We start from the raw sequence: 22,929 nt of genomic DNA, 5'->3' as shown, positions 1-22,929 counted from the left end.
AACTGAACTGGTAGCGTGGCTTTGTTCCACCTTTTATTCCCCATCACTATCAACCTCATGCGCTTCCTTCTCTTTCCCTCTTGGAGGTAGAAGTCTCATCTTCTCTAATACCCTTGGAAGGTTCATGGCGATAAACATGAGGAAAACTGTGAGTATTGCTAAATCATATGCGCCATAACCGATTGTTAATCCTACGCATGCGGTAATCCAAAGATTTGCTGCTGTTGTTAGACCTCGTTTCACGTTATCCTTATCCACCCAAATAACTCCTGCGCCTAGAAAGCCGATACCGCTAATAACTTGGGCTGCTAATCGCATGGGATCCATATAAGGCCCTTGGTTTAAGGTAGATAAGCTCATCGCCAGTGTAGAGCCGAGACATACTAAAATATGCGTACGAATCCCTGCAGGCTTGTGCTTAATAGCCCTCTCTAGTCCTATTAACAGACCTATGAATGTGGCTACTGCTAATCTTATATATAGATCATAATGTGAGTTAAATAATGATGTGACAAAGTCCAATGTGCATTCCACCCTTTAAAAGTTGTTCTTTTTACTATATATCTTTTAGAGCATCCTTATTTCCAGTAACAAATTTGAGATTTGTTCCCATCTACGTCGAACAGCTCAAAATAGGTGTTAAGGCCATCCTGCTGTATATCTGTGACCTTTACTCCTCGACTGGATAATGTTTTATGCGCTTCATCTATAGAAGAAGAGAAAAAGATTGGATATGTACTATTCCCTCCACCATTTGGCTCTCCCTTTTCAAGAGTTAAGGGTACACCACTTTCTCCAATTTTCAAAATGGCATAGTGTTCCTCCCTATACTGTTCCTCCAGTCCTAGCATCTCCTGATACCAGCTGCTTGCGGTATTAATATCCCGAACCTTTAAGCAGACCGTATCTATTCGTTCGATTATACTCATATGCTCCCTCCTATATAAACTGTACTCTTTCTTTTATTCGCTATCGGACGCTTAAGTCCTTTTTAAAGCTTACTCCCAATAATTCAGCATTAATTCAGTTGACCATTTTGGCTGCTTCACTTTCCCCTTCGGCAGAAATTCGCTCATTACGGGCTTAATGTCTAGCACTGGAGTCCCATCTATCGCATCTAACCCTTTGACAAAGATCGATGACCCGTCCCGTTCAATCAATTCAACCGTAGTAAGTCCGATTTTATTTGGTCGATTCTTACCTCGCTGCGCGAATATACCTACCTTCGGATAAGTCGTATTGTTTCTTGGATGCCTAGCAGTATATTGAACGTGATCGTCAGAAACTAGGTGAAACAAGAAAATGATTTCCACATGACTAAAAGCATCAATACCATCTAGACTGCTCTCGTCCCAATCATTGTTTAACCTGATTTCAGAAACTACCTCCCCCCAATAATCATCCTCTGGAGTTTTTCTAGTGTTATGTACTGTTCCAATAGAGCTAACGTGAAATGTATGCATAAATACGCCCCCTTTAAACAAGCATAGCAAACTATACATAAGTGATACATTACTAATTTGTTATGCGAGGTGATTGTTATTTTAAATGAGTCATTAAAGGATTATGACCAAATCTTGTGGAAATAAAATAGAATAAAGGGGGATTTATATGATTACAAAAGCAACGAAAGAGGATATGGAATTTATTCTTTCCCATGCAGTAAACTCTGCATCTGATGCAACGCAACTGGAGATTAGTGAAGAGAAGGCATTAGCCATGTTTCAAGGGGTTATAGATAAAGGAGGCTTCTACTTAGTGATTAAAGAAGAGGAAGCTATTCAAGGCTGGATCATGTTAGATGAAAATACAGACTATTTTACTGACAACAAGTATGGGTTTATATATGAAATTTATGTTCTCCCCGCCCATAGAGGAAAAGGGCTTTCTAAAATCCTCATTAATGAAGGAAACTCCTATTTTAAAGAACAAGGCTATGAAGCGGTCCGATTAAATGTGTTTGCCTCCAACTTTGCCAAAGAGATTTATAAGCAGGTTGGATTCCAAGAGGTTAATTGTATAATGGAAGTTAAATTATGACGTACTGTTAAACTATTTCACCTAAAGCTCCAAGCGATCCATGCTTGGAGCTTTTTGCATCTCACCGACTTACCATACTTGAGGCCGGGAATCTTTCTGCTCACTTTTCGGCTCACTCACCTTAAGTATGACATCCGTTTCAGCCCCTGGTCTTAGTAACAATTCATCCTCACGAACAATGTGATATTCTTGCCATTTTTATACAATTATAAAGAAATTACATCAAGAGCACTCATACACATTGTTTTCATTTAAAAGGAGGAGTCAAGTGTGTCATTGTTAACCAGGTGGGCATTTAGCAACAAAGCAGCAATAGCTGTATTGACCGTATTAGTTTTAGTAATTGGGGTGATTAGTTACTTTCGTTTGCCAATGGAGTTCTTACCTTCAGCGGATAATCCACAGGTCACCATTATAACAATGGGTTCAGGAACAGATGCAAAAACAATGGAAACTGAAGTAACAAGTCCGATTGAAAGCGCAATAAACGGTATAAATGGGAAGTCTTCCATCTATTCCAGAACTGGGGATGGATATTCACATGTAGACATTGTCTATGAATCTGGATATGATATGAAGCTGGCAAAACAGGAGGTACAAGAGGCTTTAGCACACATTTCCTTCCCTTCCGGTATAGCGAAGCCAGTAGTTTCCCAGCTGCATACGTCTATGATCCCTATTGTGAATATCGCTGTTACGTTTGAGGATGGACTTTCCACTGAAAATGTGGAGTTTGCAAGGAACAAGCTCATCTCACGCTATGAGCAAATCAAAGGGATTTCCAACGTAGATTTATACGGGGCACATGATACAACCATTTCGGTTCAATTGGATATGGAAAAAATGCAGGAGAATCAAATTCCCATTGAATCAGTATTAACTATACTTCAAGGACAAAATGTTGCGGTGTCTGTTGGAGAGAAGACGGTAAACGGTCAAGTCAGTAATATTAAGGTCATCGGCGATGTAACTAGCTTAGATAAGTTAAAGCAAATGACCATTGTACCTGAAGTAACACTGGAGGACATTGCTAATATTCAGGAAGCAACCGATTCAGCTTTTATGAGTCACTTTAATGGCAAGGATACACTGGATATTAGTATTACAAAGGATAGCACATCCAATGCAGTGACGATCAGCAAGGAAGTTGAAAAAGTAACAAAGGAATTAAACGAAAAGTATACGCAGCAAGAATCCGTCATTTATGTTTCTTCCTCGGACTTGGTTCAAAATTCTGTCCATACGATGATGAAGGAAGTTTTACTTGGAGCATTGTTTGCGACTATTGTGATCATGATATTCCTTCGTAACATTCGGTCTACCTTTATTACGATTATTTCGATTCCTCTATCGCTATGCCTGACCTTATTTTTGCTATCGCTATCTGGTGTGACATTAAACATATTGACGCTTGGTGGTGTCGCTGTTGCAGTTGGGAGATTAGTGGATGACAGCATAGTAGTCATAGAGAATATTTTTCGGAAGATGCAGTCCGAGAAGTTTAGTGTTCAAATGGTTGTGGATGCCACAAAGCAGGTTGGAGTTGCCATTACAGCCTCGACATTAACGACTGTAGCTGTTTTTCTTCCCATGAGCTTGTTAAATGGTTCCTTACAGGATTTTTTACTTCCCTTTGCTCTAACGGTTACCTATTCGCTGTTAGCCTCTCTATTAGTTGCTTTAACAGTGGTCCCTATCATGAGTGCTAGCTTATTGAAGAACACGAAGTTACCGGAGCATAAGGAGGCTACTCGTTTTCCAAAGCTTGTCACCTGGTCGTTGAATCATAAGTGGGTCATCTTTTTGATTTCCGCAGCATTATTTTTCGGTTCCATCGGCACATACTTTTTAATACCAAAAGGAGCAGTCAATAGTTCCTCTTCCGATTATATAACCGTCACGTTAACCTATCCAACGAGCACAACTGCCGAGGAAGTGCAGTCAAACATGATGGATATGGAATCTTATATTCTCGAAATGGATGAGGTAGAACATGTTTTTGCGCAAGTAGGTACTCCTTCGGAGGCAGCACAATATGGAGCGGTGGGCTCTTCAACGGAAGCTTACTTCAGTATCTTATTACATGATAAGAATGATATCCCAATAGTGATGGAGTCGATTGAAGGAAAAAGAGAAATGTTTGCAGGGGCCGCATTTGAAATGACAGAAGCCTCATTTATGATGGGTGGCTCCAGTACTAATATTAATATTGATTTAGTCGGAGAGAATATCGAAAGCTTAGAAAAGCTTGCGCCGACTATTCAAGAAAAAATTCAACCTATTACTGGCGTAAATAAAGTAACTACAAATCAAGATGAAAAGAAAACGGTCTACTCACTTATTGTTGACCCTTCCAAAGGTAATACAGAGCAAATTGCTCAACAATTAGGTGTAATGTTAAATAAAACACCGATCGGAACCATTAATATAGATGGCAAGGAAAAAGCAGTTATGCTCGAGCCACTGTTAAATATAGAAAAACCAAATGATTTAGAATCTATCCAGATCATGACTAACGAGGGAGCTGTTCCGGTAGCTTCTGTGGCAACCCTACAGTCTGAAAAGCTTGCCACTACCCTACTGCACAAGGATGGGGAAACCTATCTAAGAATTACTGCAGATGTCGATCCAGCTAGACTTTCTGAAATTGCTAGTGAAATAAACGTGGCGATATTCGGAAATGGTGAGGGTAAAAAAGGGATAGAAATATCAAAGGATATAGAAGTGTTTGTAGGTGGCTCTAGTAGTCAGCAGGCAGATGAATTTGAGGATCTCTTTTTAGTGATGCTCGTCTCCATTGGATTAGTATTTTTAATCATGGTGATAACCTTCAAATCCATTCGCACACCAATTGCAATTCTCTTCTCGCTACCATTAGCAGCAATTGGAGCTGTACTTGGAATCGTAATAAGTGGTATTTCCATTGATATAACTGCTCTACTTGGTGCACTTATGCTAATTGGAGTTGTTGTAACGAATGCTATTGTCTTGCTAGACAGAGTGAAGCAAAATGAACAGAAAATGACGATACGGGAATCATTGGTTGAAGCTGCCACCACTAGAATGCGACCAATTTTTATGACAGCCATCGCGACCATCTGTGCCATGCTCCCACTGTTACTAAAGCAAGCCGAGTCAGGTATCCTTGTATCACAAAGCCTTGCAATCGTTGTAATTGGAGGATTGGCAATGGCTACCCTACTAACCTTAATTGTAATTCCATGTATTTATGAGCTTCTCTACTTTAGAAAATCTAAAAAGCAAAGACTGGCTAATACTATGGATTGAGGAATGACTTGATTAAAAAAATTCTATAGTGAAACTAATGGCTTATCACTCCCTTGTCAGAGACGACAAGTTCGAGCGATAAGCCATCTATTGTTAATGCTATCCAAATACAACAAATGAATTTCTTTAATGATTTAATAATGTCAGTTTTAGTATGTTATTATTTTTTTAGCCTCTACCTCATATATCTCTACATCATAATGATAAGCTTCTGCAAAATAACGACCTTTTTCGATAAGTTCATCAGCAAATGATCTTTCTCCAGCTTCTGCAAATTGTACAGCATAATATAAGTAATCATTTGGATTAAACAACAGCTGTTCAAGTGGTTTAAAATATGTACTAGCTAAACTTACATCATTTACTTCTAAGGCCGCAGTAACTAGATATGGCAAAACGAAGGGGGAGTATGGATTTATGCTCGATTGATCTGCTAGCAGTTGCTCTCCCATTGTTATTACTTTTTCTGGGTCTAAATTTTTGTCCGCTATCATATTGATTTTATTTTTATTTAGGCGAAAGCTTTCATGATACGCCACATATTCTTCGTCAGTTACTGCCTCAAAAGCTGTGGCAAAATCACCAGACTCTTTATATGCCAAAATGACTTTAGTAATTACATCTTCCCCATAGGTTTCAATTAAGTCATAAATGGCATAAAAGCCTTGAAGATATATAGTATTTACATTTTCATTATGGTTTTCCTGTAATTTTTCAAATGGAAAAGTATCGAAATAATAGGAATATAAAACTGGGAAAGCTTGTTCCACTTGAAATGCAAAGTATTCCGATATTCCTTCTGTGAACCAGGCAGGTAATTCTTGAATAGATATTTCGTGCTCTCTTAAATATAAATCAAATAAAAAATGGCTATATTCATGAAGTGTTGTATATGATGCAAACTGCTCGTTTTCTCCATTGATTAAAATACTACCCATTTCATTTAAATACACTCCTGTATTTGTATCCATTCGTTCATGACCTTTATATCCAGGTAAAGTAACAAAAATAGGAAGTGAATCGTGCGATGTAAATTCCATTTTAAATAAATCTTGTGCTAATTGTCTTGTCGATGCTAACTGTTCTAAAACTGCTTGCGAATCATACAAAACTTGCGGGGATTTATAAATTGTTACGTCCCCAACTTGTGTTTTTACATAACTCTCATTAAATTTGAAAAAGTATTCAAAAGCTTTTTGTTGATTGAAGTAAAAATAAATGCTGACACTTATAGCTACTAACAAAAACAAAGTAATTATAGTTGAACCTCTTTTTCTCATATTGTACCTCCACTCATGTCATTATTTATCTAGTTTCCTTGTATCAACAATTCGCTTATCTTTTGGAAATTATAACATTAAATTCTTATCCTTTTTTATTTAAAAATAGATTAGGGTGAACTTCTAATTTATTTAATTAACGTAAGTAAACATATAATCTTACTAAAGGGGGAAATTAATATTGAGAATTACTATATATTTTATTACTTTCATAGGAATCATTTTATTATGTATACCGGGTTGTTCGAATGCTACAAAAGACGAAGTTCAAAATATAGAAGGTCAAAAAATAGAAGTTCAAAAGCGTGTTGGGGATGAAAATAAATACGAGGTTTTCAAAGATATCACGAATGACGAGGATGTTGAGAAAGTTAAAGAGATTATAGATATGATGGATTGGGAAAATGCAAAAGTAGAAATGGTACGTCCTCCCGATTACCGATTTTCTTTTCTAACTCCAAAAGCAAAAGGATTAGTTTATAGCCTGTGGATCAGCCCAAACTCTACAGTGGAAATTATTATTTACGGAGAACATAAGTATTCTCAACTAGACAAGAGTAAGTCAACAGAACTGATTGAAATCCTTTCTAGGGAGTGAAGCTACGAGAAAAGTATCTCTTACTGTGACTATACACATTTCAATTAATCCATTTTTCTAGAAACAATAAGAAAAGCGCAGTCACCTATGTCTGCCCCGACAGGCAAATGGGAAAATGCGAGGAGGCAGGTCCACAGCCACCGCAAACGCTCTTGTTTGCGACGAGCTTGCGCAGGAGCAGTATTTTCCCATTTGACCCCGAGGGGCAAGGTGCCGGAGCTAGACATCAATTTATCCACAGGTTCAGAATTTTATAATTTCCTAAACAATAAGAAAAGCCAGACCAGCTAAACTCGCTTGGTCTGGCTTTTATATTATTTGAACGAAATTAATTCAGCATCTAAGATTCCATCGCTGCCTATCATTTTAATAATTCCAACACCAGGAGCTAAGTAATAAGTGTAACCCGCGTAAGTCTTGAATATCACAACATTTTGGAATGTGCCTGCCTTTACTGTGACAGTGCTAGTTGTACTGATTACATTGATGTTATGGATTATACTCACATTTCCATCCCAGTCTATCTCTTTCGTTTGCTTTCCTTCAATTAAAGGATATTGTACATTAAATAGGCCCCAATCTGTATAATTTACACCAAATCCTATAGAAGAAACTCCCTCGTCAGAAGTATATTCGTTATACACATATCCACCGATTTCCTGGCCCGGTATAGTCAGAAGAGTGCGAGTTGCACCAAATTCATTTTCAACTTTTGTAATAAATTCTCTTTTTGTAGGCTCTGTAAAGCTTGGAGAATATGTTAGCTTCATACCTGCTTTTGGGGTAATTCCACCGTGTACTTCCTTGTTCAACAAGGCAAGCTTGCTTTTAGATGGTGTTTCGTATTTTAACTTTGTACTTTTTTGCACGAAGCTACTTGCACCTAATCCATATAAGCCGCCGTTTGACCCCTTATACGTATAAACTCTATATTCATCGCCCTTTTTAAGAGTGCGAACCTTGCTAAGTGATCCATTTGAACCGATTTTAACTAAATCCGTGTCTGCTAAAATGGTTACCTTACCAATTTGTCCTGCCTTTAATTCTGTTTTGCCCCACATAACCTTATGTGTAGCTGCTTCAGCAGATATGTTAACGGTCGCCGTAATTCCCAATGCCAACACACCTACTAATACTAATTTAATCATTTTTTTAATCATTTTTAATCTCTCCCTTTCCTCTCTACTCTAACATAATTACTGTAAAATAGTATTCATTATTGGATAAATAGGTAATAAAATGTATTCTAAAAATATTTTTGTATTTATTTAACATTAAATGTTAAAATAGACTTTCATCCTACCCGCAAATTTTTTAATGTATGGACTTTTTATCCATAAAAAAAGAACTGCCAATAAAGCAGCTCTCTTCCTAATTAACGTGATGGTTTTATTGGGGCACAGTCTGTACAGCTTTTCTGGTTACTCCCTTTAAACTTTGTTAAAGTCTTTTCAAAGACATTTCCACAGGAACATTTAAACTGTAATTTTTGAGAGAAACCTTTATATTCTGTCGACAGTAATTGACTGGTTGAATTCTTTTTCACATACTCACGGATTTCTTCAATCGTCCATCTTTTATTCATCATGACACCTCCGACATAGCTTCCGAATAGACATAAAGGAAGAAGCTTCGGAAACTTCCTTTCAACCGGGATCATCTGGTCCTAATCTACCTAAGGCTCCTATTATAGCATAGAACGTGCTTTCTTCACTACTTATACTAGCTCAAATACTGCCCCTTTTGGATGCAAGGAGACATAGCTTCCCTTCTCAGCCTCATAAGCAATCTCAACGCCATCCGTTAACTTCTTTTCCGTTAGCAATTTCCAAATAGAGTTATAAGCAATCTCGACATCTATTACATAGAATATACTCGTTCCTGTACCTGCTCCAATTTCTGATCCATATCCATAGCCGTTTCCAGAGTACATAAGTTCTTCTTCCACTATTTCTTCAACCATCAGGCTTTTATCCTCTGTCATCTCAAACTCTTCCTCGTTCTCTTCATTGTACCGGTATTGGATATAGACTTTCTTGAGATCCTTTTCTTCCACCAGCTGATAGCCTTGATTGGCCTTTTCTGCTGCTAGTCTTTTCATGAACTTTTTAGGGCTCTGCCAAAATCTCAGCTTATGCTCTTCTCCCTTACCTTCGATTCCAAGTGTGCCACTCACAATAGTAATTGGACTTCTAAATTGATATTCGAATATATTCCAAAATAGCGTTTTGTTACCCGACTTCTTAATCATTAAAATTTTCAATTGTACACATCCCCTTTGTATATAGTCGCCAAAACTATCCCCTTGTTTTTAATAGATTGATATCTTCTACATTCCTTTCATATAAGAAGATATCATTATTATCTATTAGCTTCTGCATTGAAATTACACGTCGAATTTTTTCAACTGCTATATCCAGATCATCTACCATGCAAAATATATTCACCATCTGATCGTCACCTATACCCACACCATCGGTAAATCCAACACCAGTTTCATCTAGTTCTTTTTCTATCAGCTTACAAAGCTCCATACTCGCATTTTGTAAATCTTCATGTGACCAACTTCCATTATTATAGATATGAATGATAAGCTCCTCTGGCCCCATGCTATCCACAAACCCTTGATTTCTTTTTTCCTCTACTAATCTTTCAAGACGCTTCTTACCGTTTTCAAAAAGTCCAAGCTGAATCTCTTCCTTATTCTTATTAACCCCAATGATTCCAGATTCCACATACAATTTCTTTCGATACACCCATGCCTTCCAATAATGGGTATCATTCGCACTCTTTTTATGTAGCTCAGCCATTCCTTAAACCTCCTCACAAAATAATAAATACACCTTATAACAATTATATCCTTTTTTTGCATTTGGTGATGTTATTTAAGAGAAATGGAGATGACACCATGATTTCCGTACTTACCAGTTTTGAGTTTTATGATTTATGGACGGGCCATACGGGTATGGGCCGTTTTCATTGCTTTATGGGACACTTCTGACCTATTTATGGGCACTTTTCACCCTCTTTATGGGACACTTCCAGCCTGGTTATGGGCGGTTTATTACTTTTACGGGCGCTTTTCTTTGGTTTATGGGACACTTTCAGGTAGTTTATGGGCGGTACTCACTGGTATGGGCGCTTTACATAACTTTATGGGACACTTCTGACCTATTTATGGGCACTTTTCACCCTCTTTATGGGACATTTCTTGCCTGGTTATGGGCGCTTTATTACTTTTACGGGCGCTTTTCTTTTGTTTATGGGACACCTTCAGGTAGTTTATGGGCTCAACTCAATAACCCCTTCCAAGAAAACCCTTTCCCTAGCTGCCACCAAAGCCTAAAGCGTCAACTTTCATCAACTAATCCTTTATGGTTTCCAACGCTTTTTTGAATAAATTTGTCACATTTACAATTGTGTAAAAGAACGTTCAAATCTTCTTGAAGAATTTGTGAAGTCCGGTTTTATTGTTCGTTTTTTTAAATGGAAGGTAATAAGATAGAGGCACAGAGAGAAATTCTTTGAACCAATACTAGTTATTTGAGCTTTTTATAATAGATTGGAAAGGAGTACAACAATGAAATTAAAATGGAAGTGGGCTCTTTTGACGATGGTTTTCACTATTGTCACTGTGTTAACAGGCTGTGAGCCATTACTTGTTTTAGATCCTAAAGGTCCACAGGCCGAAACACAGGCAAATGATATTATGCTATCTATTTTCCTGATGTCCGGGATCGTAATTGTCGTTTTAGCTATTTTAGTATTTGTGTTAATAAAATACCGTGCTTCTAAGCAAAGTGAGGATTATGAGCCACCTCATATAGAAGGAAATCCAATTGTGGAAGCAATTTGTGTCGGGGTTCCTATTTTAATCGTTATTTTTCTTTCCATCGTATCGGTAAGAAGTAACTATATCGTTGAGTCGACACCTCAAGGCTATGAGGATCAAGAGCCGTTAATCATTTATGCTTCTTCCTCCAACTGGAAATGGCATTTTAGTTATCCAGAACAAGATATCGAAACAGTTAACTACTTATATATCCCCGCTAATCGGGCGATTGAGTTTAAATTATATTCACATGGACCAATAACTAGCTTCTGGATTCCACAGCTAGGCGGACAAAAGTATGCAATGTCTGACATGGTTACTACCTTACACCTAGCAGCTGATGTGGAAGGCGAATTCATGGGAAGAAATGCGAACTTCAGTGGATCCGGATTTGCAGAAAACATCTTTGACGTTACCTCTATGTCTCATGCTGATTTTGAGGAATGGGTAGAGGAAGTACATGAAACTGCACCAGCACTTACAGAAGACAAGTTTGAAGAGTTATTAGAGCCAGGACATCTTGGACGCTCTACGTATACAGGAACACATTTAGAATTCTCCCCTGCTCCTAGTCACGACCATGATTCAGACGAAGAGGATGCAGATCACGAGCATCATGACATGGAGGAATCCGAGCATGAGAATCATGAACAAACGAATACCGATGAAGAATCCGAGCATTCTCATCATTAATAGAAGGTTTACCAGATTACTATAGTCCAAGCTATAGATTCCTGAAAGGAGAAACAAAAGTATGGATTTCTTTGATCGCTTTGCCGTACCACATCCAAGCTTTTTGATATATGCATCCATGGTCGGTATCGGCCTTACGATGCTTGCGATAGTTTTAGGTATTACCTACTTCAAGAAATGGGGATACCTGTGGCGCGAATGGATCACTACTGTAGACCATAAGCGTATTGGTATTATGTACTTGCTATCTGCATTACTAATGCTTTTCCGCGGAGGCGTAGACGCAATTATGATGCGCTATCAGCTTTCGGTGCCAGAAAACACATTTTTAGATTCACAGCATTACAATGAAGTCTTCTCCACGCACGGAGTAGTAATGATTTTATTCATGGCAATGCCGTTTATCATCTTTTTCTTTAACTACGTTATTCCATTACAAATCGGAGCTAGAGATGTTGCGTTTCCACGTTTAAATGCACTTAGCTTCTGGTTGTTCTTTATGGGTATGGGATTATTCAACATTTCCTTCATCGTAGGTGGATCACCTGATGCAGGATGGACTTCCTACTTCCCACTAGCAGGTAACGAGTTCAGTGCCTCTGTTGGTACGAACTACTATATGATCGCAATACAAATAGCTGGTCTGGGTACGTTAATGACTGGTATTAACTTTATTACAACGATACTGAAAATGAGAGCACCTGGTATGACACTAATGAAGATGCCAATGTTCACATGGTCAGCATTTATCGCTAACGTAATTATCGTGTTCGCTTTCCCTGTATTAACTGTATTACTTGCAATGGGAACGATGGACCGACTGTTTGGAACGAACTTCTTTACAACAGACAATGGTGGTATGGATATGCTCTGGGCCAACCTGTTCTGGGTTTGGGGACATCCAGAGGTTTACATCCTAATCCTGCCGGCATTCGGTATATTCAGTGAGATTATTTCCACCTTTGCACGACGCAATCTATACGGCTATAAGTCGATGGTTGCTTCTATGGTAGTGATCTCTCTTCTATCCTTTGTCGTTTGGGCCCATCACTTCTTTACAATGGGTCAAGGTCCACTGTCTAACAGTATCTTCTCCATCACAACGATGGCAATTGCTGTTCCAACAGGGGTCAAGATCTTTAACTGGCTATTCACCCTTTGGAAAGGGAAGATCGAGTTCACGACACCAATGCTTTACTCAATCATGTTCATTCCACTGTTCACACTAGGTGGAGTTACAGGAGTAATGCTTGCTATGTCAGCAGCCGACTATCAATATCATAATACGATGTTCTTAGTAGCCCATTTCCATAATGTAATTATTCCTGGTGTTGTTTACGCAATGCTAGCTGGTCTTACTTACTATTGGCCGAAAATATTCGGTTTCATGTTAAACGAGCGATTAGGAAAATGGACTGCTTGGTTAATGTCTATTGGATTCGTTCTTGCCTTCATCCCAATGTATATTACGGGATTAGACGGTCAAGCACGTCGTATGTACACATATTCAGAGTCAACAGGCTTTGGAATGTGGAATATGGTTTCGTTCATCGGAGCCGGTGTAATGGCAATTTCATTCGCGTTACTTGTTTACAATATCTACTGGAGCATCCGTTATGCTTCTCGCGATATCGGAGACGATCCATGGGATGCACGTTCACTTGAATGGGCTACTCACACTCCAGTACCTGAGTATAATTTCGCAGTTACACCACAAGTTGATTCAACACAAGCATTTTGGGATTCTAAGAAAAACGGCTATGAGTTATTCCAAGGAAAAGTTGAGAAAATTCACATGCCGAATAATAGCGGTTTACCATTTATCATGAGCTGTATCTTCTTCGTCTTTGGATTTGCGATGGTCTTCAGTATATGGCCACTTGCCATTGTTTCATTGATTGGTATTTTAGGCTGTCTAGCTTACCGTTCGTTTGAACAGGATCACGGAAGATATATTTCGGTAGAGGAAATCGAAGAAACGGAAAGAAAATTGCGAGGTGCTAAAAAATGAAGGTAGATAAGTCACTTCCACTAGAATACAGCACAGAAGAAAATAGCTTAAAAATATTAGGCTTTTGGATTTTCATCGGAGCGGAAATTATGCTTTTCGCAACACTTTTCGCCTCCTACTTCACCCTAGAGAACCGCGTAGGTAGCGGTCCCTCTGGTGCAGAAATTTTTGAAATAACACCAGTGTTAATCGAAACACTTTTACTTTTAACGAGTAGCTTTACAATCGGACTTGCTATTCATGCAATGCGATTGAATCGTACGAAAGCAACGATGACTTTCTTTGCGATCACTCTTCTTCTAGGAGCAGCGTTCCTTGGAGTAGAAATTTATGAGTTTATGCACTATGTGCATGTTGGAGCTGGACTTCAAACTAGTGCCTTCACTGCGATTTTATTGACGACGCTAGGAACACACGGCTTGCACGTAACATTCGGTTTGTTCTGGGGATTATTTATTCTCCTTCAAATCAAAAAACGTGGCTTGACTCCGGAAACGGCTAATAAGTCATTTATCTTCTCACTATATTGGCATTTCCTAGATGTGATTTGGATTTTCATCTTCAGCTTCATCTACTTGAAAGGAATGATGTAATATGAAAGAATTATTCCCTCTTAAACAAGTAATGGGCTTTGCGTTTTCATTAGTGCTTACAGCAGTAGCACTGTTGGTGTACTTCATGGATATGTCATTCGGAGTTGGAATGACCGTCTTACTACTAACAGCGTTTACACAGGCTGGCTTACAGCTTGTCGTATTCATGCATGCCGGTGAATCGGAAGACAAAAAATCCATTTACGTCAATGTGTATTATGGCTTGTTGCTCGCATTATTTACGATTTTAGGTACGTTACTCGTTATGGTGTGGGATATGTAATAAAAGAAAGAGCGTCTATTAGGCGCTCTTTTTTTATTTGTAAATTTTAAGTGTGGGAAAGGACCATAGGTAAGACAAAGATATAAGCGCTGATGACATAAATAGATCCTAGAAATAAATATCCAAGCTCCACTTTACTCATGAAAAAAAGGCATCTAGAGTGGATCCTCTAAATACCTTTACAAGCATCTCTTGTTTAGATACTCTCTTTTTTCAATTGTTTGGAGATCATTTCCTCTGAAGCAACCAATATCATGCCGATGATAAATGTGAAAACTGCTCCCATGACGATTCCGATACCAACGCCCATTACCGTGCTATATTCACTTACGAATGTTCCATATAAAAAGACAGCAATTCCTATAGTTAACAAGGCTGCACCTACAACTTTTGTAGCGTGTAACATTTTTACGTATGATTCCATTTGAAATACACCCCTCTTAACTATTATTATTCACCTCGTTCACATTTTTGTCAATACTTTTTGTCCGAAATGTGAACAAACTGGTTGTGAAGAAGGGTTTGGCTTTATTAATGAAAGAGTTAGTTTGAGGTTAGACTTCTAAATCATTGAATCGGTCGGTTTGTGCCGATAATCGGTCGGTTTTCCGAAATAATCGGACGGTTCTTCCCCATAATCGGTCGGTCCAGCACGATAATCGGTCGGTCCAGCCAGATAATCGGTCGGTCACCGAATGATATGCCCCCTAGCGTATGCATAAACAGAAAAAAACTCCCCAGTAAGCTACTGGAGAGTTCTCTTTATCATTTATTACTGTGCAGTCAATCCACCATCGATGACAAATTCAGAGCCTGTTGAGTAGCTTGCTTCGTCAGATGCTAGGAAAAGGACTAGGTTAGAAACCTCTTCTGATTGGGCTACGCGTTTAAGTGGAATGTGCTTAGCGAACTCTTTAATAAGCTCCACTGCATCTCCTTGGCTAACCATTGGTGTTTCGATGACGCCTGGATGCACTGAGTTCACGCGAATGCCAAGGTGAGCTAATTGTAGAGCTGCAGCTTTCGTCATACCACGTACTGCGAATTTAGTGTCTGTGTATCCAACTGCTCCGCCAACTAATCCGTTCATGGAAGAGATGTTCACGATTGAGCCACCACCAGCTTTTTCCATAGAAGGAACAACTGCCTTTGTTCCAAGGAATACGGATACTTGGTTGATGTCTACGATTTTACGGTAATCCGCTTCTGTCATTTCCATTAGAGGAGTGGACAGGCTAATACCTGCATTGTTAACTAAAATGTTAGCTGGGCCAAATGCTTTTTCTGTTTCCTCGATCACAGTTGTCCAGTCAGCTGCTTTTGTTACGTCTTGCTTGACGAACAATACGTTTTCTCCTAATTCTTTTGCTAGCGCTTGTCCGCCTTCTTCGTTTAGGTCAGTGAAAACAACCTTCGCGCCTTCTCTAACAAACGTACGTACGTGTGATTCACCCATTCCACGTGCTCCACCTGTAATAATAGCTACTTTATCTGTTAAACGTCCCATTATAAATTCCTCCAAGAATCATATTTTTTATTAATAAATGAAAACGATTACAATCCTATTATAGCCCTCTTTTCTTCAAAACCAAAGAGATGCTATAATGTCAAAAATACTGTATTAGTCTTAGCCATTTAACTAAGAAAATACCTTCACTAATGTAAATAACTACTGCTCAAGTTCAATATATACTACTTGAACGTACATGAGCAATGATATTAATCACACAGTATCTATTGAATCGTTCCCGTGCTTTTTAAGGAGACATCAACAGTCAAGTCAAATGGTAGGTTAGGATAAGCTTGCTTCCATTTATCAAATATGTCCTTCTCGTACAGCTGCATGGTTCTATATTTAAGTCCAAAGCCAAAAGGATCTAGCTCTTCTTTTTGTAACGTAGTAAATAGCTCTTTTAACCGCGTCTCTATTTCCTTGGTGGCTAGCTTACTATACTCATCTAGGTTTTCCACATTCAATCTCTTATTGGACTGGCTTACTACACCAGACATTTTAACATCGACCTTAATAGATGAAGGCTGATCATTTTTTTTAACTACTTTGTATTTCATGTTTACATCAATTAGATTCAGTACTAAATTTAATTCATCTGTTTCCAATTTGACACTGTAACCGCCTATATTATTGGCAAGGGCATTAAAATCACTAGTGAGGTTAGAGGATAAATGATATGAATCCTGTTTTTCCTTTACGATGATTGATTTATTTACAATCAGCTGAGTGCCTGACTCATTGGACTCGACGATTGGTAGAACCGCGTCAATACCTTCACTATAAAAGCTCCTTCTAAATTCATATAAGTACGTAGAGACAATATAAGGGCTTTCGGTGCCTACATTCCCAAAAAATTTAGAGAGAGGTGAAATGACTGCGGATTCGCCTTTAGGCTCCGTTCGTAGTATTTCCTCAGCAGTTGGTTTCGCTGCACCGACCCAGGCAATCGTTTGAATATCACCTCTTCTGAAAAGGTAGTCCATGAACTCCTTAATATCACCCTCTAAGAGCTTTTCATTGACGAGAATTATTTTAGTATGACCAAATTCAAGCGTCTTGTCGGTATGTGTTTCCAATATGCGGACAGCCTCTTCTATATTATCGCCTTCATGAACCAAATACTGATAGCTGGGCTCCTTTTCCTGCTGAATGGTCGAAACTGGGATAGCAAGCTTCAGTGTTACTTTATATTTACCTTCCTCTTTCTCGGAAGGATCAATCCCAATTCCTGTCACGAATATCCGATTATCGATATCTTTAAAACCACAGCCTGTAAGGAAGCAAGCCATCCCTAAAGTTGTTATAAGAAGTTTAATATTTAGCTTCATGTCTTTAACCTCCTCTTAGCGATGAGTAGACTGCCGATTAAAATACCATAAAAGATTGGGAGGATATTATAAAAAAAGAGGGTAAGCTTCAATAGCTCGTATTCGCTAATTTGCCTCGTTACAAGAATCCCGATTACTCCAAAAATAATAACAAGCACGTAGGAAGTCAGGTTTATTTCCTTCCATTTCAATCGTTTTATCTGAACAATACTTTCAAATAGCTTGAGAGAAACGTGCCAATGTATGAGCAGACTAATAAATGCCACCCCTAAAAAGACAATTAAAAAAATAAAGATGAGACGCTCAATTATTCCAAATTTCAAACGTACAGCATCACTCGTTGTCACCCAAGGGAAGGTGAAGTTTTCAATTTGCTCAAAGCCATTAAAGCCAATCGGAACAAAATACGTTGTAAAGAGAGTAAATACTCCAGCAAGTGCTAGGAGGAGCATATGTTTTAACCCAAACTTTTTGTTAAAATTCATATATTTATTAAAGATTGACAAATTTACTACACCAATAAAAATAAAGGCAGCTGCCGAAATTGCATTATAGCTTGGTAGCTCCTGAATATGGGTGGCGGCTACCTTGATATAATCCCATTCCAAACGAGGATCGGTATATACTTTCATGATTAAAAAGAAAATAATAGGTAGGAACATAACTAATACTATCTCGGTTGTATAAAGAACACTTTTTTCCTTCATCAGCATCCCAAAGGAAATGATAATTAGGAATGCAAGAGTCGTGATGACAATGGAGGTCTCCGAAGAAATAAACGTATTAAAAAGCAGGACATATGTGACAAGTGTTATTAGACCTGCCAGATACCAGGAAATTGCAAAGTAGAGTAACACCGGATAGTAAAACCATTTAGATGTACTTTTCTTTAGAATTTCAGGAAGGGACATATTCGGAAAGTGACGAAAAAGGTTTACAAGGACACTGACCAGAATCGGTCCAACAATGACGGCAATGACCATGGAAAGGATTACGCCATTTTTACTTTCTCCCATTAAAATCCTCGGGACAGACGCAATGATGTTGGTGACCATCGTGACAATGATGAAGTAATACAGATACCTATTCATTTTTTGTTGTCACCCCTATTTCCTTTTTCTCACCTTTCCAATACATTTTTAAGTAAGGCTCTCCAAAGCTTCGCTTGTTGGTTAAGAACATCAAAAGCCCTAGCGCTCCTAGTATGAGGCCTATCGTGCCGAAAAGCGTTGTATAGAAAATGAGCAAGTAACGACAGATCCGAATAGCGAAGCTCATCTCACTAATGGGAATAACAAAGCTGGTAATGGCAACCGCCGAGACGATGATAATCATAATGTTAGAGGTTAAGGCTGCCTCTGTAGCAGCAGTACCTAGAATTAAACCACCAACTGTGGTAGCTGTTGCACTGATTGCCTTAGGCAGACGCATACTTGCCTCTATTAGAAACTCCATAAATAGCAGCATGAAAATTACCTCGACAAAGGAGGGATAGGGAACTCCAAGCCTGCTCCCCGCTACCGTGAGGGCAAGCTCCGTTCGTAGGACATCTGGTGTATAGGACGTAACCGCTACATACATAGCAGGTAACACCAAACAAATAACTAAGCCCAAATATCGTAGCACCAACGTAAAGGTAGTAATCCAAAAGGTATGATAGCTATCCTCCATAGACACCATAAAGTCAAAAAATACAATAGGAGCTATTACTGCCTGTGGACTCCCATCAATCATCAGTACAACCTTTCCTGCTGCAAGATTATAGGTTATCCGATCAGGGCGCTCCGTCAATATTAACGTCGGAAAAAGAGAAACCTTAGAGCCATTCAACTGCAGCTGCAAATCTCCCGCTGATTGGATAAGTGGAGCTTCTAAGCTGTTTAATTTTTTCTTAATATTACGTAGAACAGACTTTTTCACTGTCTTCTCATCATACATAATCGAAACCTGTGGACGTGACTTTTCCTTCATATCATGCATTTCAATCATCAGGGTAGGCGCATGATACCGCTGTCTAATGATGTTCAGGTTTGTATCTAAATCCTCACTTAACGCTAACTGTGGACCATAAACAGTCGGCTCGATCAGAGTTTGCTGTACAGCATCTGAGTTGACCAGCTTAATATCCAGCAGATAAAACCGGTCCTCTATAGAAACGAGGACAGCACCTTTTGTCAGCTTGATCTGCAGCTCTTCTCCTGACGTCATCTCAACCTGCTCTGGTAGCGATTCGATATAGGACTGAAAGCTTTCATTAGATTTCATTTCAAAAAATGGCTTAATTACGATAGTGTGGAGTTTATTGCCGTCTACCACTGTCTTCAAATAAAAGAGGTAAACCTTGTTATCACCAATCTGCAAGGGCTTCAGCATGATATCACTAGAAGGCTCAAACTTTTTGGATAGCTCATCCATCAATGTAGGAGGATTTGATTTTGCCATGTTATCCAATCTGTTACACCTCCACGTTCATTTAGTACATTTAGGGTAACCGAGAAGAGACATTTTTAACCGTTGTACCAAGCCTTCAGCATCAAAAAAACACCCGTATGAAGCACTCTAATGCAAGAGTGCTCCATGAACGGATGTTTATCATTTAATAGATATCTGGTACAGCAGACAATTCGATTCCTGTCATAGTGGCAAAAGCCTTATTAAAGCTCTTTTCCTCTTCGGTTTTTATAAGAATTTCATTGATATTGCCAGGACCAAACTCATCTACAAGGTATTTAATCGTTAAGTGGGACTGAACATAGCCATTATACTTGGCGTTTTCATCACCATCTCCAAGTCCAGCTATTTTGGAATTAAGAGAGCTTAAACGAACTGCTTCCGCATCCAAAGGAGGTGTCTCCTTACCAACGTTACTAATATACTCCCCCACCCCTACAATGAACCAAGTAGGAATATAGCTAGCAGATAGCGATAGCTCATCCAATCTCTGGTTAATTACAAATTGCGTATAATCATGAATCACATTTTTGTATAGTAAATCAGCTGGTGCCATGTCTGGAAAGATTTCCTCTCGATCCGCTGGAAATATATTTACCGTATTATAATAAGGATTATCATTATTATTTATAAAATGACCTATGCCAAACAAATTAATCCGATCAGCTCTATTAGGAAAAATGATTAAATCGACCGAATCATTGAACTGTCCTAGTATTTCATTGTTGAGCTCAATCCCCCGCTCTAGTGCGACCTTCGTCGTTTGCAATAGCTCCGCATCAAAATCCATGTAGTAGATGGTCACATGCGCTACATCCACCTTTTGATAGTCCTTTAAAAATTCAGCTAACCTCTCTTTTTCCTTCTTATCCTGTATATAGCCTACAACTGCATTAGGGATTAATCCAAATAACGGCTGATGAATATAAAAAGCAACAAAACAAACGAAAATGAGATAGAGAACATATTTGCGCATCATCATTTAAAATCAGTCCTTTAAATTTTGGTACGTTGAAAGAGTTTTTTCCTCCAACCAACCTATAGCCGATGGTATCATGCCATCTATTATTCTATCAGCGCTCACCTTTGTCAATTTTTACAAATAAAAAAACCCCTATCTCAATGGAAACAGGAGTGTGATCTACGTTTATAAGTCGGCATTCTTTTGAACAGACTTTCTAAGAGAGATAGAATTCATCACGAACCATAGTATCCCAGCAATGAGGGGAACCATCACACTATCGAGCATCGATCTTCCCATTAAAATAGAGAGAAGACTCATCCCTACACAAAAGGCTATGGAGCTTAATAGATTCCGCTTTTTAGCAGCTTTTATCTCATCTTCTGTAAAGACATTTGCAAATTCAATGCCTGAAAATATGTACCTAGCTAAAGAATAAAATAAAAATACAGCAAAAGGGATCAGCAGTAAAAATAGAGGCTCCATGTCTGTAAATAGATAGACAGCAATCATAACAAAGGAAAGGATAAATTGAAGGATTGCCCCCTCTACTAATATCTTGGAAATCACCTTTTGTTTATATTCATCCGTCGAAAGCCATTGTAATATATGCATCTCTATTCCTCCCAAAATAAATCATTTAATGTTTGATCCAGCTCTTTCGCAATCGCAATACATAATTGTAACGTTGGATTATAATCCCCTTTTTCAATCAACCCCACTGTTTGACGAGTTACCCCAATTTTACTTGCTAGCTCAGATTGCGTTAAGCCCTTTTCCATCCGAGCAATTTTCATACGATTAACCATAAATGCCTCCGAGTTGAATGTAATGTATATCTGTCATTTGTAATTTATATGTTACATTTAGTAGTTTGGAATGTCAAGGTTATCCTGAGAAAGGAAGAGGTGATGAATTTATCCTTACTATTTCGAACATCATATTACTTTCCCTACAAAATAAAAGCCCCTTCAAGTCTATTCACCAATCATCTTCACCATCTAGAAATATCTACTTAGCACTTTTCCATTGTTCAGAGTCTAAATAAGCAAGTACAGCTTTTTCTATAAAGCTAGCAAAAGTATACAAATTGAATCACAATATATTATTGTTGGAAGTCAATACAGAGACTCAAAGTCTGAAGATACATTTGAATAAAATAGTAATTTAATATACACTTTCATTATCTTAATAAATGGGAGATGAACTCATGATGGCATCTATTGCACTAGAGGTTTTAAAAGGTTTAAAACAACAAAAACTTCGCAAGGGTTCAGTAGAATAACCCTTACTACTAACCCCTGCACTAAATTTGGGGGAAATAAAAATGATAAATCAATATAGTAAAAGGTTTCTAAAGGGAGACAAAGTCGCTTTACGTAAAATTACAAAAGAGGATTATCAAGATTACTTTGCAATGGAAGATTTAATGGAAAGTCGGTTACTAATGAATGATGAAATACCATTTCCACCTACAGAAAGAGACCATGAAAAATTCCTTAGTGAAATAAATCCTGAAAAGGATGAATATATATTTGGGATTGAACTTAAAGATGAAAAAATCTTTATTGGTACAATATCTGTTTACGCAGTGAATTGGAAAAACGGTACTTGTCACGTTGGTGTATCTATAGGAGCCGACTACCAAGGGAAGGGCTATGGAACCGACTCAATGAAAGTATTGATAGACTTTATTTTTAATTATATGAATTTAAATAAAGTGAAACTTCAAGTATTTAGTTATAACAAAAGAGCAATTGCTTCATATGAAAAATGCGGATTTTTCTTGGAAGGAACTTTAAGAGAAGAACTATTCAGGTTTGGAAGCTATCACGATATTTGTACTATGGGTATACTTAGAACAGATTGGAAAAATACTCAAGTCTAATTAATATAAGTTGTTCTTATTCAATTAACGAGTGCGTTGTCCCTACCGTCGAACGCGGATTTTTGTTTGTATGATGCTGATTGATTTGGATAGCTGGCGACAGATTTGATATATGATCTACCCCTGGCTTTTGGATGCCTTGGTAGCTTGTTGCCTATCATTGTTATTTA

Annotated in this window: 25 protein-coding genes; 8 read left to right on the top strand and 17 right to left on the bottom strand. The window is 38.2% G+C overall.

The genetic code is table 11. The features are described from left to right. Positions 1-33: 33 nt before the first annotated feature. The 3 genes from MKY09_RS05525 to MKY09_RS05515 all read right to left on the bottom strand — a co-directional run bounded on the left by MKY09_RS05525 (position 34) and on the right by MKY09_RS05515 (position 1,463). Positions 34-522: an MgtC/SapB family protein gene (locus MKY09_RS05525; protein ID WP_169359609.1), complete on the bottom strand. Its 489-nt coding sequence runs from the start codon at positions 520-522 to the stop codon at positions 34-36. Between the two features lie 56 nt (positions 523-578). After that, the gene (locus MKY09_RS05520) at positions 579-929 is read right to left on the bottom strand and encodes a VOC family protein (RefSeq protein ID WP_342567816.1); all 351 of its coding nucleotides are present in this window, start codon (positions 927-929) and stop codon (positions 579-581) included. A gap of 69 nt (positions 930-998) precedes the next feature. After that, positions 999-1,463, bottom strand: coding sequence for an SAM-dependent methyltransferase (locus tag MKY09_RS05515; RefSeq protein ID WP_342567815.1), 465 nt, complete (start codon positions 1,461-1,463; stop codon positions 999-1,001). 148 nt (positions 1,464-1,611) lie between these two features. Between MKY09_RS05515 and MKY09_RS05510 the strand changes: the two genes are divergently transcribed. Together MKY09_RS05510 and MKY09_RS05505 are read left to right on the top strand one after the other, a co-directional pair. Next, positions 1,612-2,040, top strand: a complete 429-nt coding sequence (locus tag MKY09_RS05510; RefSeq protein ID WP_342567814.1) for a GNAT family N-acetyltransferase — start codon at positions 1,612-1,614, stop codon at positions 2,038-2,040. Positions 2,041-2,310: 270 nt separating this feature from the next. Further along, a complete protein-coding gene (locus tag MKY09_RS05505) occupies positions 2,311-5,328 on the top strand; it encodes an efflux RND transporter permease subunit (protein ID WP_342567813.1) in 3,018 nt (1,005 codons plus the stop codon). Between the two features lie 149 nt (positions 5,329-5,477). Here the strand turns inward: MKY09_RS05505 and MKY09_RS05500 are convergent, their stop codons facing one another. Next, positions 5,478-6,608: a hypothetical protein gene (locus tag MKY09_RS05500; protein WP_342567812.1), complete on the bottom strand. Its 1,131-nt coding sequence runs from the start codon at positions 6,606-6,608 to the stop codon at positions 5,478-5,480. Positions 6,609-6,789: 181 nt separating this feature from the next. On the opposite strand from MKY09_RS05500, the gene MKY09_RS05495 reads away from it, so the two are divergent. Then, positions 6,790-7,206 carry a hypothetical protein gene (locus tag MKY09_RS05495; RefSeq protein WP_342567811.1) on the top strand — a complete coding sequence of 139 codons (417 nt, stop codon included), beginning with the start codon at positions 6,790-6,792 and terminating at the stop codon, positions 7,204-7,206. A 314-nt stretch (positions 7,207-7,520) separates the two neighbouring features. On the opposite strand, the gene MKY09_RS05490 is transcribed toward MKY09_RS05495, so the two are convergent. The 4 genes from MKY09_RS05490 to MKY09_RS05475 form a co-directional block, all read right to left on the bottom strand. Next, a complete protein-coding gene (locus MKY09_RS05490) occupies positions 7,521-8,366 on the bottom strand; it encodes a hypothetical protein (RefSeq protein WP_342567810.1) in 846 nt (281 codons plus the stop codon). A 215-nt stretch (positions 8,367-8,581) separates the two neighbouring features. Then, positions 8,582-8,791, bottom strand: coding sequence for a hypothetical protein (locus MKY09_RS05485; protein ID WP_342567809.1), 210 nt, complete (start codon positions 8,789-8,791; stop codon positions 8,582-8,584). 132 nt (positions 8,792-8,923) lie between these two features. Continuing rightward, positions 8,924-9,469, bottom strand: a complete 546-nt coding sequence (locus MKY09_RS05480) for a hypothetical protein (protein WP_298468880.1) — start codon at positions 9,467-9,469, stop codon at positions 8,924-8,926. A gap of 34 nt (positions 9,470-9,503) precedes the next feature. Continuing rightward, positions 9,504-10,016 carry a hypothetical protein gene (locus MKY09_RS05475; RefSeq protein ID WP_342567808.1) on the bottom strand — a complete coding sequence of 171 codons (513 nt, stop codon included), beginning with the start codon at positions 10,014-10,016 and terminating at the stop codon, positions 9,504-9,506. 770 nt (positions 10,017-10,786) lie between these two features. Between MKY09_RS05475 and qoxA the strand changes: the two genes are divergently transcribed. The 4 genes from qoxA (at position 10,787) to qoxD (ending at position 14,618) form a co-directional block, all read left to right on the top strand. Next, the gene (qoxA, locus tag MKY09_RS05470) at positions 10,787-11,731 is read left to right on the top strand and encodes a cytochrome aa3 quinol oxidase subunit II (protein ID WP_342567807.1); all 945 of its coding nucleotides are present in this window, start codon (positions 10,787-10,789) and stop codon (positions 11,729-11,731) included. Between the two features lie 61 nt (positions 11,732-11,792). Continuing rightward, positions 11,793-13,742: a cytochrome aa3 quinol oxidase subunit I gene (qoxB, locus tag MKY09_RS05465; protein WP_169359918.1), complete on the top strand. Its 1,950-nt coding sequence runs from the start codon at positions 11,793-11,795 to the stop codon at positions 13,740-13,742. Beyond that, a complete protein-coding gene (qoxC, locus tag MKY09_RS05460) occupies positions 13,739-14,335 on the top strand; it encodes a cytochrome aa3 quinol oxidase subunit III (RefSeq protein ID WP_169359919.1) in 597 nt (198 codons plus the stop codon). The genes qoxB and qoxC overlap by 4 nt, the downstream gene beginning before the upstream one ends. Before the next feature lies 1 nt (position 14,336). After that, complete coding sequence (qoxD, locus tag MKY09_RS05455) at positions 14,337-14,618, top strand: cytochrome aa3 quinol oxidase subunit IV (RefSeq protein ID WP_169359920.1); 282 nt, start codon at positions 14,337-14,339, stop codon at positions 14,616-14,618. Between the two features lie 196 nt (positions 14,619-14,814). Here qoxD and MKY09_RS05450 read toward each other — a convergent pair whose 3' ends face one another. The 9 genes from MKY09_RS05450 to MKY09_RS05410 form a co-directional block, all read right to left on the bottom strand. Then, positions 14,815-15,042, bottom strand: a complete 228-nt coding sequence (locus tag MKY09_RS05450; protein WP_298468891.1) for a hypothetical protein — start codon at positions 15,040-15,042, stop codon at positions 14,815-14,817. 130 nt (positions 15,043-15,172) lie between these two features. Beyond that, positions 15,173-15,310 (bottom strand): hypothetical protein, encoded by a 138-nt coding sequence (locus tag MKY09_RS05445; protein ID WP_342567806.1) that lies wholly within the window; start codon positions 15,308-15,310, stop codon positions 15,173-15,175. Positions 15,311-15,390: 80 nt separating this feature from the next. Continuing rightward, on the bottom strand, positions 15,391-16,125 hold the full coding sequence (locus MKY09_RS05440) for a glucose 1-dehydrogenase (protein WP_342567805.1): 735 nt from the start codon (positions 16,123-16,125) through the stop codon (positions 15,391-15,393). Positions 16,126-16,352: 227 nt separating this feature from the next. Then, a complete protein-coding gene (locus MKY09_RS05435) occupies positions 16,353-17,459 on the bottom strand; it encodes a Ger(x)C family spore germination protein (protein ID WP_342567804.1) in 1,107 nt (368 codons plus the stop codon). Continuing rightward, positions 17,456-18,550, bottom strand: coding sequence for a GerAB/ArcD/ProY family transporter (locus tag MKY09_RS05430; protein ID WP_342567803.1), 1,095 nt, complete (start codon positions 18,548-18,550; stop codon positions 17,456-17,458). Before MKY09_RS05430 ends, MKY09_RS05435 begins: the two co-directional genes overlap by 4 nt. Further along, entirely contained in the window at positions 18,543-19,901 is a 1,359-nt protein-coding gene (locus tag MKY09_RS05425) for a spore germination protein (protein ID WP_342568217.1), read from the bottom strand. The genes MKY09_RS05430 and MKY09_RS05425 overlap by 8 nt, the downstream gene beginning before the upstream one ends. 154 nt (positions 19,902-20,055) lie before the next feature. Further along, positions 20,056-20,892, bottom strand: coding sequence for a hypothetical protein (locus MKY09_RS05420; protein ID WP_342567802.1), 837 nt, complete (start codon positions 20,890-20,892; stop codon positions 20,056-20,058). Positions 20,893-21,057: 165 nt separating this feature from the next. Next, on the bottom strand, positions 21,058-21,486 hold the full coding sequence (locus MKY09_RS05415; RefSeq protein ID WP_342567801.1) for a hypothetical protein: 429 nt from the start codon (positions 21,484-21,486) through the stop codon (positions 21,058-21,060). 2 nt (positions 21,487-21,488) lie between these two features. After that, a complete protein-coding gene (locus MKY09_RS05410; RefSeq protein WP_342567800.1) occupies positions 21,489-21,680 on the bottom strand; it encodes a helix-turn-helix transcriptional regulator in 192 nt (63 codons plus the stop codon). A gap of 518 nt (positions 21,681-22,198) precedes the next feature. Here MKY09_RS05410 and MKY09_RS05405 point away from each other — a divergent pair. Then, a complete protein-coding gene (locus MKY09_RS05405) occupies positions 22,199-22,759 on the top strand; it encodes a GNAT family protein (RefSeq protein WP_342567799.1) in 561 nt (186 codons plus the stop codon). The last annotated feature ends 170 nt before the right edge of the window (positions 22,760-22,929 follow it).

Origin of the sequence: Psychrobacillus sp. FSL K6-4046, assembly GCF_038624605.1 — a bacterium.
Taxonomy (GTDB): Bacteria; Bacillota; Bacilli; order Bacillales_A; family Planococcaceae; genus Psychrobacillus.
The sequence above is the reverse complement of the archived record's forward strand: the minus strand, read 5'-3'. Positions and strand labels throughout refer to the sequence as shown.